Source organism: Romboutsia sp. CE17 (genome assembly GCF_012317385.1).
Taxonomy (GTDB): Bacteria; Bacillota; Clostridia; order Peptostreptococcales; family Peptostreptococcaceae; genus Romboutsia_E.
The window spans coordinates 2,756,210-2,772,670 of the sequence record NZ_CP051144.1; the positions used below are offsets into that span (position 1 = coordinate 2,756,210).

10 protein-coding genes, 3 tRNA genes and 4 rRNA genes are annotated in these 16,461 nt (G+C 38.0%); all 17 read left to right on the plus strand.

The features are described 5' to 3' along the window. The first annotated feature begins 212 nt into the window (after nucleotides 1–212). Entirely contained in the window at nucleotides 213–1,319 is a 1,107-nt protein-coding gene (gene dnaN / locus HF520_RS13215) for a DNA polymerase III subunit beta (RefSeq protein WP_168574431.1), read from the plus strand. Between the two features lie 134 nt (nucleotides 1,320–1,453). Next, a complete protein-coding gene (yaaA, locus tag HF520_RS13220) occupies nucleotides 1,454–1,660 on the plus strand; it encodes a S4 domain-containing protein YaaA (protein ID WP_168574432.1) in 207 nt (68 codons plus the stop codon). A gap of 15 nt (nucleotides 1,661–1,675) precedes the next feature. Then, a complete protein-coding gene (gene recF / locus HF520_RS13225; RefSeq protein WP_168574433.1) occupies nucleotides 1,676–2,791 on the plus strand; it encodes a DNA replication/repair protein RecF in 1,116 nt (371 codons plus the stop codon). Further along, the gene (gene gyrB, locus HF520_RS13230; protein WP_168574434.1) at nucleotides 2,792–4,693 is read left to right on the plus strand and encodes a DNA topoisomerase (ATP-hydrolyzing) subunit B; all 1,902 of its coding nucleotides are present in this window, start codon (nucleotides 2,792–2,794) and stop codon (nucleotides 4,691–4,693) included. An 18-nt stretch (nucleotides 4,694–4,711) separates the two neighbouring features. Continuing rightward, nucleotides 4,712–7,141: a DNA gyrase subunit A gene (gene gyrA, locus HF520_RS13235; RefSeq protein WP_168574435.1), complete on the plus strand. Its 2,430-nt coding sequence runs from the start codon at nucleotides 4,712–4,714 to the stop codon at nucleotides 7,139–7,141. Nucleotides 7,142–7,225: 84 nt separating this feature from the next. Beyond that, nucleotides 7,226–7,507, plus strand: a complete 282-nt coding sequence (locus tag HF520_RS13240) for a YtxH domain-containing protein (RefSeq protein WP_168574436.1) — start codon at nucleotides 7,226–7,228, stop codon at nucleotides 7,505–7,507. Continuing rightward, entirely contained in the window at nucleotides 7,507–7,764 is a 258-nt protein-coding gene (locus tag HF520_RS13245; RefSeq protein ID WP_168574437.1) for a DUF948 domain-containing protein, read from the plus strand. Before HF520_RS13240 ends, HF520_RS13245 begins: the two co-directional genes overlap by 1 nt. A 19-nt stretch (nucleotides 7,765–7,783) precedes the next feature. Beyond that, a complete protein-coding gene (locus tag HF520_RS13250; protein ID WP_168574438.1) occupies nucleotides 7,784–8,101 on the plus strand; it encodes an STAS domain-containing protein in 318 nt (105 codons plus the stop codon). Nucleotides 8,102–8,104: 3 nt separating this feature from the next. Beyond that, nucleotides 8,105–8,512: an ATP-binding protein gene (locus HF520_RS13255; RefSeq protein WP_243155153.1), complete on the plus strand. Its 408-nt coding sequence runs from the start codon at nucleotides 8,105–8,107 to the stop codon at nucleotides 8,510–8,512. Next, entirely contained in the window at nucleotides 8,512–9,285 is a 774-nt protein-coding gene (locus tag HF520_RS13260; RefSeq protein ID WP_168574439.1) for a SigB/SigF/SigG family RNA polymerase sigma factor, read from the plus strand. Before HF520_RS13255 ends, HF520_RS13260 begins: the two co-directional genes overlap by 1 nt. Before the next feature lie 301 nt (nucleotides 9,286–9,586). Then, a 16S ribosomal RNA gene (locus tag HF520_RS13265) occupies nucleotides 9,587–11,087 on the plus strand. Between the two features lie 142 nt (nucleotides 11,088–11,229). Beyond that, nucleotides 11,230–14,131, plus strand: a 23S ribosomal RNA gene (locus HF520_RS13270). A gap of 154 nt (nucleotides 14,132–14,285) precedes the next feature. Further along, a 5S ribosomal RNA gene (gene rrf, locus HF520_RS13275) occupies nucleotides 14,286–14,402 on the plus strand. A gap of 5 nt (nucleotides 14,403–14,407) precedes the next feature. After that, a tRNA-Leu gene (locus HF520_RS13280) sits at nucleotides 14,408–14,496 on the plus strand. 9 nt (nucleotides 14,497–14,505) lie between these two features. Further along, nucleotides 14,506–14,582: transfer RNA gene (locus tag HF520_RS13285), tRNA-Ile, on the plus strand. A 171-nt stretch (nucleotides 14,583–14,753) separates the two neighbouring features. Continuing rightward, a 16S ribosomal RNA gene (locus tag HF520_RS13290) occupies nucleotides 14,754–16,254 on the plus strand. The 16S, 23S and 5S rRNA genes sit together here with 3 tRNA genes alongside, the layout of an rRNA operon. Nucleotides 16,255–16,364: 110 nt before the next feature. Further along, nucleotides 16,365–16,440: transfer RNA gene (locus HF520_RS13295), tRNA-Ala, on the plus strand. Nucleotides 16,441–16,461 lie beyond the last annotated feature (21 nt).

Below are 16,461 nucleotides of genomic sequence, written 5' to 3' on the forward strand. Positions count from 1 at the left end.
CTAATAATTTGTTGATAAGATTTTTGTCTATTTTTTACTAACAATATATTCTACAAAAACTAACAAAGATATTAACATTTTGTACACATGTTAATATCTTTGACTTTATTAGCGCGTAAACACTTATGCACATTATCAACAACACCTACTACTATTACTACTAATTTTTTTATTTATTTTTTTGTATAAAATGCAAGAGGAGGTTATCCACAGTGAAAATAATTTGTAATCAAAAACTTTTAGCTCATAAAATAGGAATAGCTCAAAAAGCTATTAATGGAAAAGCAACTTTAGAATTATTAAAAGGGTTATTATTAACTGCGAAACATGATCAATTGAAATTGACTGGATATGATTTAGAAATAGGAATAGAAACATATGCTCAGTCAGAAGTAATAGAAGAAGGTGAAATAGTAGTAAATGCAAGATTATTTGGAGATATAATTAGAAAATTACCAGATTCATTTGTTGAAATAGAAACGGATACTGAAAATAATGTTTATATAAATTGCGTTAATTCTAGATTTAAAATAAAAGGAGAAAGTGCTAAAGAGTTTCCTAGATTGCCTGAAGTTAAAGAAGAAGATTTATATAGCATACCTCAAGACTTACTTAAAAATATGATAAAGCAAACAGTTTTTGCAACATCACAAGATCAAACAAAACCAATATTAATGGGTGAGCTATTAGAGATGGTAGATGGAAACATAAGTCTAGTTGCTATTGATGGATATAGATTAGCTGTTAGAAGCTGCTCTATTGACAATGCAATAAATAATGCTAAAGTTATAATTCCAGGAAAAACTTTAACTGATGTAAATAGCTTATTATCTTCAGAAGAAGACGTAAGATTAGGATTTGATGATAAAAATGCAATTTTCATAATTGAAGATACGAAAATAATTACGAGACTTTTAGAGGGAGATTTTATAGATTATAAAAAATTACTTCCTAGAGAGTATAACTCTAAAATAAAATTAAAAACTAGAGACCTTCTAAATAGTATAGAAAGAGCATCGCTTTTATCTCAAGCTGAAAAAAATAATCTTATAAAACTAAGTATAAGAGATAATTCAATGGCTATAACATCAAATACAGATAAAGGTAATGTATATGAAGAAGTTTCATTAGAATTAGAAGGGGAATATTTAGACATAGCTTTTAACTCTAGATATTTCTTAGAAGGATTAAAAAACATTGATAGCGAAGAAATATTTATAGAATTTACTACAAATGTTAATCCTTGTATAATAAAGCCTGCTGATGAAGTTAAGTACACATACTTATTACTGCCAGTAAGAATATCATCAAATATATAGAATTGACACAAGCCCAACTCATTAAAGTTGGGTTTTTTATCAGTAAATTATACTAGTTAGTAAATTTATGATATAATATATTTTTAACGGAATATTGAAAGAATAATATAAAGAGAAAAATAGGAGGAGTCAACATGATGGAAATAACTATAGATACTGAATATATAAAATTAGATCAATTCCTTAAATTAGTTGACTTTGCCTCAACTGGTGGACACGCAAAATTTTTAATACAAGAAGGTGTTGTCAAAGTAAATGGTGAAGTTGAAACTAGAAGAGGAAAGAAAATAAGACCAGGAGATGTGGTTGAAGTTGAAGGTCAAAAAATCAAAGTAGTGTAAAAAGGAGAACCTTTTATGCGACTAAAGACTTTGCAATTAGTTAATTATAGAAATTATGATAACCTGCATATAAATTTCAATGAAAGAATTAATCTTTTAGTAGGTAGAAATGGTCAAGGTAAGACAAATATAGTAGAATCTATTTACATGCTATCTTTTGGAAAATCATTTAGAACTAATAAAGATAAAGAAGTTATAAAGTTTGGAAAAGAAAATTTATATGTAGGAGGAAGTTTTTCTAAATACAATTCTGACTACTTGATAGAGATTGCTATTGGAAAAAATAAAAAGGGTGTAAAGATAAATAAAGTACATATTCAGAAGATATATGAATTATTAGGAAATTTGAATGTAGTAATCTTTTCACCAGAAGATTTAAAATTAGTTAAAGAGGGACCTAAAGAACGTAGAGCATTTATAGACAAAGAAATTAGTCAAATAATACCTAAGTATTATAACTATCTTACTAATTATAATAAAATATTATTTCAAAGAAATAAGCTTTTAAAAAGTAATTTTGTAGATAGAAACTTACTAGACGTTTATGATGAAAGTCTGGCAAGATATGGAAGTTATATTTATATACTTAGAAGAGATTTTATAAAAAAAATAGCTAATATATCTATGGAAATGCATAAAAAGCTAACAGATGGAATTGAAGACTTAAATATAAATTATAAAAATCAAATTAATATATCTGATGAAGATACATTAGAAACAGTGTATAAAAAGTTTTTTGATAAACTTTCATCTAGTAGAGAACATGATATAGAAACGAGAACTACTAGATATGGAATACACAAAGATGATTTAAATATATTTATAAATGATTTAGATGTTAGACTTTATGGTTCACAAGGTCAGCAAAGAACGGCATCAATATCATTAAAATTATCAGAAATAGAGTTAATAAAAAATGAAGTAGGAGAATATCCTATTTTGATTTTAGATGACGTTTTTAGTGAATTAGATGAAACTAGACAAAAGCTTCTTATAGAAAACCTAAGTTTAGTTCAAATGTTTATTACTACAGCAGAGGTTTCACATAAAAAAATATTTAATGAAAGCAATACAACTATTTTTAATATAAATCAAGGAAATGTTGTTAGCATAGAGAATGGAGGGTACTAAATGAAACAAGAATACGGTGCAAGTCAGATACAAGTATTAGAAGGATTAGAAGCCGTTAGAAAAAGACCTGGTATGTACATTGGTTCAACTGGTCCAAGAGGTTTACACCATTTAGTTTATGAAATCGTAGATAACAGTATAGATGAAGCATTACAAGGTTATTGTTCACAAATATACGTAAGCATAAATGAAGATGGAAGTATAACTGTAAAAGATGATGGTAGAGGTATACCAGTAGAGATACATCCTAAAACTGGAAAATCTACATTAGAAACAGTATTAACGGTTCTTCATGCAGGAGGTAAATTCGGTGGAGGAGGATACAAGGTATCTGGTGGTCTTCACGGAGTTGGTGTTTCTGTAGTTAATGCTTTATCAGAATGGTTAGTTGCTGAAGTACACAGAGATGGAAAGATATATAAACAAACTTATGCTAAAGGTGTAACTACATCTGCATTAGAACCTGTAGGAGAGTCGACTAATACTGGAACTATAATTACATTTATGCCTGATGCAACAATATTTGATGAAATAGAATTCAAGTATGAAACATTAGAATATAGACTTAGAGAATTAGCATTCTTAAATAAAGGCATAAAAATAGTATTTGAAGATAAGAGAAGTGAAAGTCCTAAGAAAAAAGAATTTTACTATACAGGTGGATTAGTTGAGTATGTAAAATACTTAAATAAAAGTAGAACAGGTATACATGAGGACATAGTTTATATAGATAAAAAGGTAAAAGATTGTGTAGTTGAATTGGCTATGCAGTATACTGATGGTTATACAGAGAACATATATTCTTTTGCTAATAATATAAATACTCACGAGGGTGGTACTCACTTAAGTGGATTTAAAACAGCCCTTACAAAAACTATAAATGATTATGCGAGAAGAAATAAACTAATCAAAGATAGTGAACCTAACTTAGTAGGTGAAGATATAAGAGAAGGACTTACAGCTGTTATATCTGTTAAGCTTCCAGAACCACAATTCGAAGGACAAACTAAAACTAAACTTGGAAATACAGTAATGAGAAGTATAGTTGATGGTGTAACTGTAGAAGAGTTAGGTGCTTTCTTAGAAGAAAATCCAACTACAGCTAGAATAATAGTTGATAAAGGTCTTAGAGCTCAAAGAGCGAGAGAAGCTGCAAAAAGAGCTAGAGAATTAACTAGAAGAAAGAGTGTGCTTGAAAGTACTTCATTACCTGGGAAATTAGCTGACTGTGCTGAAAAAGACCCAGCGAAGAGTGAAATATTCTTAGTCGAAGGGGATTCTGCCGGTGGTTCTGCTAAACAAGGTAGAGATAGACATACTCAAGCAATATTACCATTAAGAGGTAAAATACTTAATGTTGAAAAATCTAGATTAGATAAAATATTATCTTCTGATGAAATAAAGAATATGATAACTGCGTATGGGTGTGGTGTAGGAAATGATTTTGATTTAGAAAAGTTAAGATACCATAAGATTGTAATCATGACCGATGCCGATGTCGATGGTGCTCACATAAGAACGTTATTATTGACATTCTTCTTCAGATATATGAGACCTCTTATAGAAGAAGGATATGTGTATATAGCACAACCACCTTTATATAAAGTTAAAAAGCAAAAGAAAGAATACTATGTTTATTCTGATGCACAATTAAATACTTTATTAGATGAAATTGGTAGACAAGGTGTAGAGCTTCAAAGATATAAAGGTCTTGGAGAGATGAACGCAGAGCAATTATGGGATACAACTATGAATCCAGAAACTAGAACTTTACTACAGGTATCTATAGAAGATGCAGTAATTGCGGATGAAGTATTCTCTATGCTTATGGGAGATAAGGTAGCTCCTAGAAAAGAATTTATAGAAACTAACGCTAAATACGTTAGAAACTTAGATATATAAGAAAGGGGAAAATTTTAAATGGAAGAACAAAATAACAGAATAATCCCTATAGAAATTTCAAAAGAAATGAAGGAGTCATATATAGACTATGCTATGAGTGTTATAGCAGGTCGTGCCCTTCCAGATGTAAGAGATGGTTTAAAGCCTGTTCATAGAAGAATACTTTATTCTATGAATGAATTAAACTTAACACCAGATAAGCCATACAGAAAATCTGCCCGTATAGTTGGGGATGTCCTAGGGAAGTACCATCCACATGGTGATAGTGCAGTTTATTTAGCTATGGTAAGGATGGCTCAAGATTTCTCTACAAGAGGACTTTTAGTAGATGGTCACGGTAACTTCGGTTCTGTAGATGGTGACTCACCAGCGGCAATGCGTTATACCGAAGCAAGAATGAGTAAATTATCTTTAGAATTACTTAGAGATATAGAAAAAGAAACTGTAGATTATGGACCAAACTTTGATGAATCTTTAAAAGAGCCATTAGTATTACCAGCAAGATTTCCAAATCTTTTAGTAAATGGATCTAATGGTATAGCAGTTGGTATGGCAACATCTATACCACCTCACAATTTAGGTGAAGTTATAGATGCAACAATACAATTAATAGATAATCCAGAATGTACGGTTGAGGACTTAATACAAAATATACAAGGACCGGATTTCCCAACTGCAGCAATTATAATGGGAAAAGAAAATATTGCAGATGCATATAGAACAGGTAGAGGTAAAGTTAAGGTTAGAGCTAGAGCTTACATAGAAGAATTAACAAAGGGTAGACAACAAATTGTTGTAACTGAAATACCATATCAAGTAAATAAAGCTAAATTAGTTGAAAGAATAGCTGAGTTAGTTAAAGACAAAAAGTTAGAAGGAATATCTGACTTAAGAGACGAGAGTAATAGAAATGGTATGAGAATTGTTATAGAACTAAAGAGAGATGCTAATGCCAATATAGTATTAAATAATCTTTATAAACATTCTCAAATGGAGGATACATTCAGTATAATAATGCTTGCTCTTGTTAATGGAGTACCTAGAGTATTAAACCTTAAACAAATATTATACTACTACTTAGAGCATCAAAAAGATGTTGTAACAAGAAGAACTAAATTCGATTTAAATAAAGCTGAAGCTAGAGCTCATGTATTAGAAGGTTTAAAAATAGCACTAGATAATATAGATGCAGTTATAAATTTAATAAGAGCATCTAAGACTGCAGCTGAAGCAAAAGCTGGATTAATAGAAAAGTTCAATCTAAGTGAAGTACAAGCACAAGCTATATTAGATATGAGACTTCAAAGACTTACAGGCTTAGAAAGAGATAAGATAGATGCCGAATATGAAGAGCTACTTAAGAAAATAGAAAAATTAAGAGCTATATTAGCAGACGAAAAATTACTTCTTAACGTAATTAAAAAAGAAATGTTAGAAATAAAAGAAAAGTATGCTGATGAAAGAAGAACTGAAATAAGACATGCTGAAGGTGAAATAGATATGAGAGACCTTATAAGTGATGAAGAAATAACTATAACACTTACTCACTTTGGTTATATAAAGAGATTACCATCAGATACTTATAAGAGTCAAAAAAGAGGAGGTAGGGGAGTTTCTGCTCTTACTACAAGAGAAGAAGACTTTGTAAAACATCTTATAACTACTACTACTCACAGTAGATTACTATTCTTCACAAATAAAGGTAGAGTATTTAGGTTAGATGCATTTGAAGTTCCAGAAGGAAAGAGACAATCTAAAGGAACTGCAATAGTTAACTTACTTCAACTAGCACCTGGTGAAAAAATAGCTACATTACTCGCTATAGATACAAAAGATACAGATAAAGACTTATTATTAGCAACTAAGAAGGGTATAGTAAAAAGAACTAAGAGAACTGAGTTTAAGAATATAAACAAATCAGGTCTAATAGCTATAGGATTAAGAGCTGATGATGAGTTAATAGGCGTTAAGCTTACAGATGGAAATAAAGAAGTTATATTAGTTACTAAAGATGGTATGTCAATAAGATTTAATGAAAATGATATAAGACCTATGGGTAGAACTGCTATGGGTGTCAAAGGTATAACATTATCAGGTGATGATGAAGTTGTATCTATGAGTCTTAGTGATGAAGGAACTGATTTACTTGTAGTAAGTGAAAACGGACTAGGAAAAAGAACAGATATAAACGAATATAGAAGCCAAATAAGAGCTGGTAAGGGAATTAAAACTTACAATAACAGCGAAAAGACAGGTAAGATTGTCGGAGCAGAAATGGTAAATGAAGATGATGAAATTATGATAATAAACTCTGATGGAGTTCTTATTAGATTAAGAGTAGCAGATATATCTATATTTGGAAGAGTAACAAGTGGTGTGAAACTAATGAAAACTGATGATGAAGTTAATGTAGTCTCAATTGCTAAAATAAATATGGAAGAAGAATAGGATTTTATCCTATTCTTTTTGTATAATTTAGGCAACTTAGGTATAATTTAGATATGTATATATAAAGAGAGAGGAGAAGTTATAATGAGTAGAAAAGGCGGCAAGTTTTTATTTATAGGAGCAATATTAGGATTTATAGCTGGATTATTCTTTGCACCTAAAAAAGGATCTGAGTTAAGAAAAGAAGCTAAGGAAAAATTTGATGAAGTAAGAGAAAATCCAAAAGATGTTCTACATGAAACAATTGAAGATGTTAGAGAAAAAATCGCATTACTTACAGAGGATTCTGATGAAGATAATATAAAAATATCAGAAGATGAAATAATAATAAGCAGAACTTTTGGTGATGAGGGAGAGAATAATTAATGAATGCGATGGGGTGGCAAGTTGGAGCTGTTTTATTTGGAGCCTCAGCTTTAATTATAGCTATATATGTGGCTAGACTTTTAAATAGTACGACTAAAGTTGTAGAAAGAGCAAATAGATTGATTGACTACAATGAAAGAAATATTCAAGATATAATAGACAATGCTGCATCTATAACAAAAAACATAGATGAGATTATAGAACTAGTTACAAAAATGAGTAACGTTCTTAAGATATTTAGAATTTTTAGAAAGTAAATATGGAGGAGGCTTTTCAATGTCAATAAATATAAATTCTGTATTAAACAATCAAGAAGAGTTTTGGAGTGTAAATTTAGAAGGAGAATTAGATGTATCTACAGCCGATAAACTAAAGGAGCATTTACATGGACTGGCAGATAAAGAAATATTAGATATGAAAATAAACCTAGAAAACTTAGAATATATAGACTCAACAGGATTAGGTGTTATGATTGGTGTTTTAAAGAAGCTTAAAGTGGGAAATAAAGAAATATACATAGTAAACCCTAGAAGCAATGTTAGAAAAATTTTTAATATAACAGGTCTAGATAAAATATTTAAGGTGGAGGGATAGGTTTTGACTTGTGAATGTATAAAAATGGAAATCACGGCGAATCCAGAATATGTTGGAATTATAAGATTAACAACTTCAGGAATAGCAAATAAAATTGGATTCTCAATAGATGATATAGAGGATATGAAAGTTGCAGTATCAGAAGCTTGTACAAATGCTATAAAACATAGTTCTGATGATAAATTTTATATAACTTTTAATATATTAAAAGATGGGCTTAATATAGAAATTAAAGATAATGGTAAGGGCTGTGATGTAGACTGTTTAGGTAATCCTGATTTAGAAAATCCAAAAGAAAATGGATTAGGTATATTTATAATACAAACTTTAATGGATGAAGTAAGTATTGAGTCAGAAGACAACAAAGGAACGACAATAAAAATGACTAAATATTTAGGAGTTGATAATTAATGAAGAATGTAGCTAATGCTACTGATTACCTAAATATGGATAACAAAGAGTTGTTCAAGATATATAGTAAAAATAAAGATAGAGAAATAAGAAATATTTTGGTTGAAAGACATCTATATTTAGTAAATTTGCTAGCAAGAAAGTATATTAATAAGGGTGTTGAGTTTGAAGATATATACCAAGTGGCATCCTTAGCTTTAATATATGCTATTGACAGATACGATGTTGAAAAAGGATTTGAATTTTCTAGTTTTGCAACTCCAACTATTGTAGGTGAAATAAAGAAGTATTTTAGAGATAAAGTATGGACTTTAAGGGTACCTAGAAGAGTTCAAGAACTGAGTAAAAAAATTAGTGAAGCTAAGCTAATTTTAGAACAAGAAAGCAAAAAACATCCAAAAGCAAAGGATATAGCTGAGTATTTAGGGTGTACAGAAGAAGATATTTTAGAAGCGATGGAAGCGTCTTATGGATACCAACCTATTTCATTAGATGCTTCAAGTAATGACGATTCTGAAGATAAGGATATAACTCTTATTGATAAAATTGGTCAAGAAGAAAGTAATTTTAATGATATAGAGAATAGTGATTTTATAAATAAATTTATGGAAACATTAAATGAATTAGAAATAAAAATATTTAAAGATAGATTCTTCTTAGATAAAACTCAATCGACAATAGCTAAGGAGTTGGATATATCTCAGATGACTGTATCGAGGTTAGAAAGAAAGATTGTTGATAAGCTTAGAAAAGAATATGAAAAAAATATATAAAAATATATAAAAAACATATTGACCTACTGTTTAATTGATGGTACATTATTACTTGTCCGATAGATACGGATAAAAAATCGAAAGAAAGTCTTGACTAAGAGTGAAAAACTTGGTAAGATGAATAAGTCGAGAAAATGAACTTTGAAAATTAAACAGTAGGTTAATTTATATAACTTAAATTCTTTTTTGAGCAACGGGATATTCTCATAGAGAATAGACGTTGGCGAATAATTTTAAGAATTAAACACAAACAACCAAGCCAGATATTCAGATAATGATTAGTCTGAGCGATGGACAACTTTTATTTGAGAGTTTGATCCTGGCTCAGGATGAACGCTGGCGGCGTGCCTAACACATGCAAGTCGAGCGAACCCTTCGGGGTGAGCGGCGGACGGGTGAGTAACGCGTGGGTAACCTGCCCTATACACACGGATAACGTACCGAAAGGTACGCTAATACGAGATGACATAAGAGATTCGCATGGATTTCTTATCAAAGCTCCGGCGGTATAGGATGGACCCGCGTCTGATTAGCTAGTTGGTAAGGTAACGGCTTACCAAGGCGACGATCAGTAGCCGACCTGAGAGGGTGATCGGCCACATTGGAACTGAGACACGGTCCAAACTCCTACGGGAGGCAGCAGTGGGGAATATTGCACAATGGGCGAAAGCCTGATGCAGCAACGCCGCGTGAGCGATGAAGGCCTTCGGGTCGTAAAGCTCTGTCCTCAAGGAAGATAATGACGGTACTTGAGGAGGAAGCCCCGGCTAACTACGTGCCAGCAGCCGCGGTAATACGTAGGGGGCTAGCGTTATCCGGAATTACTGGGCGTAAAGGGTGCGTAGGTGGTTTCTTAAGTCAGAGGTGAAAGGCTACGGCTCAACCGTAGTAAGCCTTTGAAACTGGGAAACTTGAGTGCAGGAGAGGAGAGTGGAATTCCTAGTGTAGCGGTGAAATGCGTAGATATTAGGAGGAACACCAGTTGCGAAGGCGGCTCTCTGGACTGTAACTGACACTGAGGCACGAAAGCGTGGGGAGCAAACAGGATTAGATACCCTGGTAGTCCACGCCGTAAACGATGAGTACTAGCTGTCGGAGGTTACCCCCTTCGGTGGCGCAGCTAACGCATTAAGTACTCCGCCTGGGAAGTACGCTCGCAAGAGTGAAACTCAAAGGAATTGACGGGGACCCGCACAAGTAGCGGAGCATGTGGTTTAATTCGAAGCAACGCGAAGAACCTTACCTAAGCTTGACATCCTTTTGACCTCTCCCTAATCGGAGATTTCCCTTCGGGGACAGAAGTGACAGGTGGTGCATGGTTGTCGTCAGCTCGTGTCGTGAGATGTTGGGTTAAGTCCCGCAACGAGCGCAACCCTTGCCTTTAGTTGCCAGCATTAAGTTGGGCACTCTAGAGGGACTGCCAGGGATAACCTGGAGGAAGGTGGGGATGACGTCAAATCATCATGCCCCTTATGCTTAGGGCTACACACGTGCTACAATGGGTGGTACAGAGGGCAGCCAAGTCGTGAGGCGGAGCTAATCCCTTAAAGCCATTCTCAGTTCGGATTGTAGGCTGAAACTCGCCTACATGAAGCTGGAGTTACTAGTAATCGCAGATCAGAATGCTGCGGTGAATGCGTTCCCGGGTCTTGTACACACCGCCCGTCACACCATGGGAGTTGGGGGCGCCCGAAGCCGGTTAGCTAACCTTTTGGAAGCGGCCGTCGAAGGTGAAACCAATAACTGGGGTGAAGTCGTAACAAGGTAGCCGTATCGGAAGGTGCGGCTGGATCACCTCCTTTCTAAGGAGAATTGCCTACTGTTTAATTTTGAGGGTTTATTCCTCAAACTAGTACTTTGAAAACTGCATAACATTTAGTGATATGACATCATTTAATTATAAATAGACAAGACAAGTCTTTAAAATTACAAACTTTAATAACTGGTCAAGTTATTAAGGGTGCAGGGCGGATGCCTTGGCACTAGGAGCCGATGAAGGACGTGATAAGCTGCGATAAGCTTCGGGGAGTTGCACGTAAACTTTGATCCGAAGATTTCCGAATGAGGAAACTCACTTAGAGTAATGTCTAAGTATCGTTAAGTGAATACATAGCTTAGCGAGGGGAACCCGGGGAACTGAAACATCTAAGTACCTGGAGGAAGAGAAAGAAAAATCGATTCCGTAAGTAGCGGCGAGCGAACGCGGAACAGGCCAAACCAATGAAGTTTACTTCGTTGGGGTTGCGGACATGTCATTAACGAAGAGGTATCGTAAGTGAAGAGAGTTGGAAAGCTCCGCTATAAAAGGTAATAGCCCTGTAGCTGAAACGAGAAGACTTTAGACATGATCCAGAGTACCACGGGACACGTGAAACCCTGTGGGAAGCAGGAGGGACCATCCTCCAAGCCTAAATACTACCTAGTGACCGATAGCGCATAGTACCGTGAGGGAAAGGTGAAAAGAACCCCGGGAGGGGAGTGAAATAGAACCTGAAACCCTGTACTTACAAGCTGTGGGAGCACATTTCTTGTGTGACCGCGTACTTTTTGTAGAACGGGCCAACGAGTTACGTTAAGTAGCAAGGTTAAGCACTTAAGGTGTGGAGCCGTAGCGAAAGCGAGTCTTAAATGGGCGATTTAAGTTACTTGGCGTAGACCCGAAACCGGGCGACCTATCCATGAGCAGGTTGAAGCGAAAGTAAAATTTCGTGGAGGACCGAACCCACGAGCGTTGAAAAGCTCGGGGATGACTTGTGGATAGCGGTGAAATTCCAATCGAGCCCGGAGATAGCTGGTTCTCCCCGAAATAGCTTTAGGGCTAGCCTCAAGGTTGAGAGAAGCGGAGGTAGAGCACTGAATGTCCTAGGGGGTATTGCACTTACCGAAGACTATCAAACTCCGAATGCCGTATTCTTATACTTGGGAGTCAGACTGTGGGTGATAAGATTCATAGTCAAGAGGGCAACAGCCCAGATCGTCAGCTAAGGTCCCTAAATGTACGTTAAGTGGTAAAGGATGTGGGATTGCACAGACAACCAGGATGTTGGCTTAGAAGCAGCCACTCATTTAAAGAGTGCGTAATAGCTCACTGGTCGAGTGATCCTGCGCCGAAAATTTCCGGGGCTAAAACGTACTACCGAAGCTACGGCATCATTATGATGGGTAGGGGAGCTTCGTATGCAGGTTGAAGCATGACCGTAAGGACATGTGGACAGTATACGAGTGAGAATGTTGGCATGAGTAGCGAGATGTGGGTGAGAATCCCACAGGCCGTAAACCCAAGGTTTCCAGGGGAAGGTTCGTCCGCCCTGGGTTAGTCAGGACCTAAGCCGAGGCCGAAAGGCGTAGGTGATGGACAACAGGTTGATATTCCTGTACCACCAATAACCGTTTGAGAGATGGGATGACACAGTAGGATAAGCTAACCGTACTGTTGGTTATGTACGGGCAAGCATTGAGGCAGTTCCTATAGGCAAATCCGTAGGAATAATGCTAGGATGTGATGCGGAGCGAAATTTAGTAGCGAAGTAGCTGATTTCACACTGTCGAGAAAAGTCTCTATCGAGGTTAAAGGTGCCTGTACCGCAAACCGACACAGGTGGGTGAGGAGAGTATCCTAAGGCCAGCCAGAGAACTGTTGTTAAGGAACTCGGCAAAATGACCCCGTAACTTCGGGAGAAGGGGTGCCTGCATTTGCAGGCCGCAGAGAATAGGCCCAAGCGACTGTTTACCAAAAACACAGGTTTCTGCTAAGTCGCAAGACGATGTATAGGAGCTGACGCCTGCCCGGTGCTGGAAGGTTAAGGGGATCTGTTAGAGCAATCGAAGCAGTGAACTTAAGCCCCAGTAAACGGCGGCCGTAACTATAACGGTCCTAAGGTAGCGAAATTCCTTGTCGGGTAAGTTCCGACCCGCACGAAAGGCGTAACGATTTGGGCACTGTCTCAACAACAGACTGGGTGAAATTGTAATACCGGTGAAGATGCCGGTTACCTGCGACAGGACGGAAAGACCCCATGGAGCTTTACTGTAGCTTGACATTGGGTCTTGGTACTACATGTACAGGATAGGTGGGAGACTATGAAGCGTGAACGCCAGTTTGCGTGGAGTCACCCTTGGGATACCACCCTTGTAGTACTGGGACTCTAACCATAGGCCATGAATCTGGTCTTGGGACACTGTCAGGTGGGCAGTTTGACTGGGGCGGTCGCCTCCCAAAAAGTAACGGAGGCGCTCAAAGGTTCTCTCAGTACGGTCGGAAATCGTACGTAGAGTGTAAAGGCACAAGAGAGCTTGATTGCAAGACATACAGGTCGAGCAAGGACGAAAGTCGGACTTAGTGATCCGGTGGTTCCGCATGGAAGGGCCATCGCTCAACGGATAAAAGCTACCCTGGGGATAACAGGCTTATCTCCCCCAAGAGTCCACATCGACGGGGAGGTTTGGCACCTCGATGTCGGCTCATCACATCCTGGGGCTGTAGTAGGTCCCAAGGGTTGGGCTGTTCGCCCATTAAAGTGGTACGCGAGCTGGGTTCAGAACGTCGTGAGACAGTTCGGTCCCTATCCGTCGCAGGCGTAGGAAATTTGAGGAGACCTGTCCTTAGTACGAGAGGACCGGGATGGACGCACCTCTGGTGTACCAGTTGTTCTGCCAAGGGCATAGCTGGGTAGCTAAGTGCGGAATGGATAAGCGCTGAAAGCATCTAAGCGCGAAGCCGACTTCAAGATAAGATTTCCCACCGTAAGGGTAAGACCCCAGGAAGACTACCTGGTTGATAGGTCGAAGGTGTAAGTGCAGTAATGTATTTAGCTTATCGATACTAATAGGTCGAGGACTTGACCACAATTTAAATGATAAATTCTAAATGATATGCAGTTTTCAGAGTATTAATCTTATTATTTTTTAGATAAAGAATTCTAAAAAATAATAAAAACTATTGACATAGCAAATAATAAATGTTAATATAATACTTGTCTTTGAAAAACAAAACACTTTAATGTGGTTACTATAGCAAAGAGGATACACCTGTTCCCATTCCGAACACAGAAGTTAAGCTCTTTAGCGCTGATGGTACTTGGGGGGCAACCTCCTGGGAGAGTAAGACGTAGCCACGTTAAGTGCCGAAGTGGCGGAACTGGCAGACGCACAGGACTTAAAATCCTGCGGGACTTACCTCTCGTACCGGTTCGATTCCGGTCTTCGGCACCAAATTAAAGTGGACCATTAGCTCAGTTGGTTAGAGCGCCCGGCTCATAACCGGTAGGTCTGGGGTTCGAGTCCCTGATGGTCCACCACTTTAAGAACTTTGAAAATTAAACAGTAGGTTAATTTATGTAACTTAAATTCTTTTTTTGAGCAACGGGATATTCTCATAGAGAATAGACGTTGGCGAATGATTTTAAGAATTAAACACAAACAACCAAGCCAGATATTCAGATAATGATTAGCTGAGCGATGGACAACTTTTATTTGAGAGTTTGATCCTGGCTCAGGATGAACGCTGGCGGCGTGCCTAACACATGCAAGTCGAGCGAACCCTTCGGGGTGAGCGGCGGACGGGTGAGTAACGCGTGGGTAACCTGCCCTATACACACGGATAACGTACCGAAAGGTACGCTAATACGAGATGACATAAGAGATTCGCATGGATTTCTTATCAAAGCTCCGGCGGTATAGGATGGACCCGCGTCTGATTAGCTAGTTGGTAAGGTAACGGCTTACCAAGGCGACGATCAGTAGCCGACCTGAGAGGGTGATCGGCCACATTGGAACTGAGACACGGTCCAAACTCCTACGGGAGGCAGCAGTGGGGAATATTGCACAATGGGCGAAAGCCTGATGCAGCAACGCCGCGTGAGCGATGAAGGCCTTCGGGTCGTAAAGCTCTGTCCTCAAGGAAGATAATGACGGTACTTGAGGAGGAAGCCCCGGCTAACTACGTGCCAGCAGCCGCGGTAATACGTAGGGGGCTAGCGTTATCCGGAATTACTGGGCGTAAAGGGTGCGTAGGTGGTTTCTTAAGTCAGAGGTGAAAGGCTACGGCTCAACCGTAGTAAGCCTTTGAAACTGGGAAACTTGAGTGCAGGAGAGGAGAGTGGAATTCCTAGTGTAGCGGTGAAATGCGTAGATATTAGGAGGAACACCAGTTGCGAAGGCGGCTCTCTGGACTGTAACTGACACTGAGGCACGAAAGCGTGGGGAGCAAACAGGATTAGATACCCTGGTAGTCCACGCCGTAAACGATGAGTACTAGCTGTCGGAGGTTACCCCCTTCGGTGGCGCAGCTAACGCATTAAGTACTCCGCCTGGGAAGTACGCTCGCAAGAGTGAAACTCAAAGGAATTGACGGGGACCCGCACAAGTAGCGGAGCATGTGGTTTAATTCGAAGCAACGCGAAGAACCTTACCTAAGCTTGACATCCTTTTGACCTCTCCCTAATCGGAGATTTCCCTTCGGGGACAGAAGTGACAGGTGGTGCATGGTTGTCGTCAGCTCGTGTCGTGAGATGTTGGGTTAAGTCCCGCAACGAGCGCAACCCTTGCCTTTAGTTGCCAGCATTAAGTTGGGCACTCTAGAGGGACTGCCAGGGATAACCTGGAGGAAGGTGGGGATGACGTCAAATCATCATGCCCCTTATGCTTAGGGCTACACACGTGCTACAATGGGTGGTACAGAGGGCAGCCAAGTCGTGAGGCGGAGCTAATCCCTTAAAGCCATTCTCAGTTCGGATTGTAGGCTGAAACTCGCCTACATGAAGCTGGAGTTACTAGTAATCGCAGATCAGAATGCTGCGGTGAATGCGTTCCCGGGTCTTGTACACACCGCCCGTCACACCATGGGAGTTGGGGGCGCCCGAAGCCGGTTAGCTAACCTTTTGGAAGCGGCCGTCGAAGGTGAAACCAATAACTGGGGTGAAGTCGTAACAAGGTAGCCGTATCGGAAGGTGCGGCTGGATCACCTCCTTTCTAAGGAGAATTGCCTACTGTTTAATTTTGAGGGTTCTTAAAAATCCTTAAAAAAATATTGACAAGAATCGACAAAGTTATTATAATATAACCTGTTGAAAAAATAATATGGGGGTGTAGCTCAGCTGGGAGAGCACTTGCCTTGCACGCAAGGGGTCAGGAGTTCGATCCTCCTCATCTCCACCATTAACATGCTTTTTAGCATGT

Excerpts from the sequence above, each read along its gene's own strand:
- yaaA (WP_168574432.1), top strand. The coding sequence starts at position 1,454 with ATGATGGAAATAACTATAGATACTGAATATATAAAATTAGATCAATTC.
- recF (WP_168574433.1), top strand. The coding sequence starts at position 1,676 with ATGCGACTAAAGACTTTGCAATTAGTTAATTATAGAAATTATGATAAC.
- gyrB (WP_168574434.1), top strand. The coding sequence starts at position 2,792 with ATGAAACAAGAATACGGTGCAAGTCAGATACAAGTATTAGAAGGATTA.
- gyrA (WP_168574435.1), top strand. The coding sequence starts at position 4,712 with ATGGAAGAACAAAATAACAGAATAATCCCTATAGAAATTTCAAAAGAA.
- HF520_RS13240 (WP_168574436.1), top strand. The coding sequence starts at position 7,226 with ATGAGTAGAAAAGGCGGCAAGTTTTTATTTATAGGAGCAATATTAGGA.
- HF520_RS13245 (WP_168574437.1), top strand. The coding sequence starts at position 7,507 with ATGAATGCGATGGGGTGGCAAGTTGGAGCTGTTTTATTTGGAGCCTCA.
- HF520_RS13250 (WP_168574438.1), top strand. The coding sequence starts at position 7,784 with ATGTCAATAAATATAAATTCTGTATTAAACAATCAAGAAGAGTTTTGG.
- HF520_RS13260 (WP_168574439.1), top strand. The coding sequence starts at position 8,512 with ATGAAGAATGTAGCTAATGCTACTGATTACCTAAATATGGATAACAAA.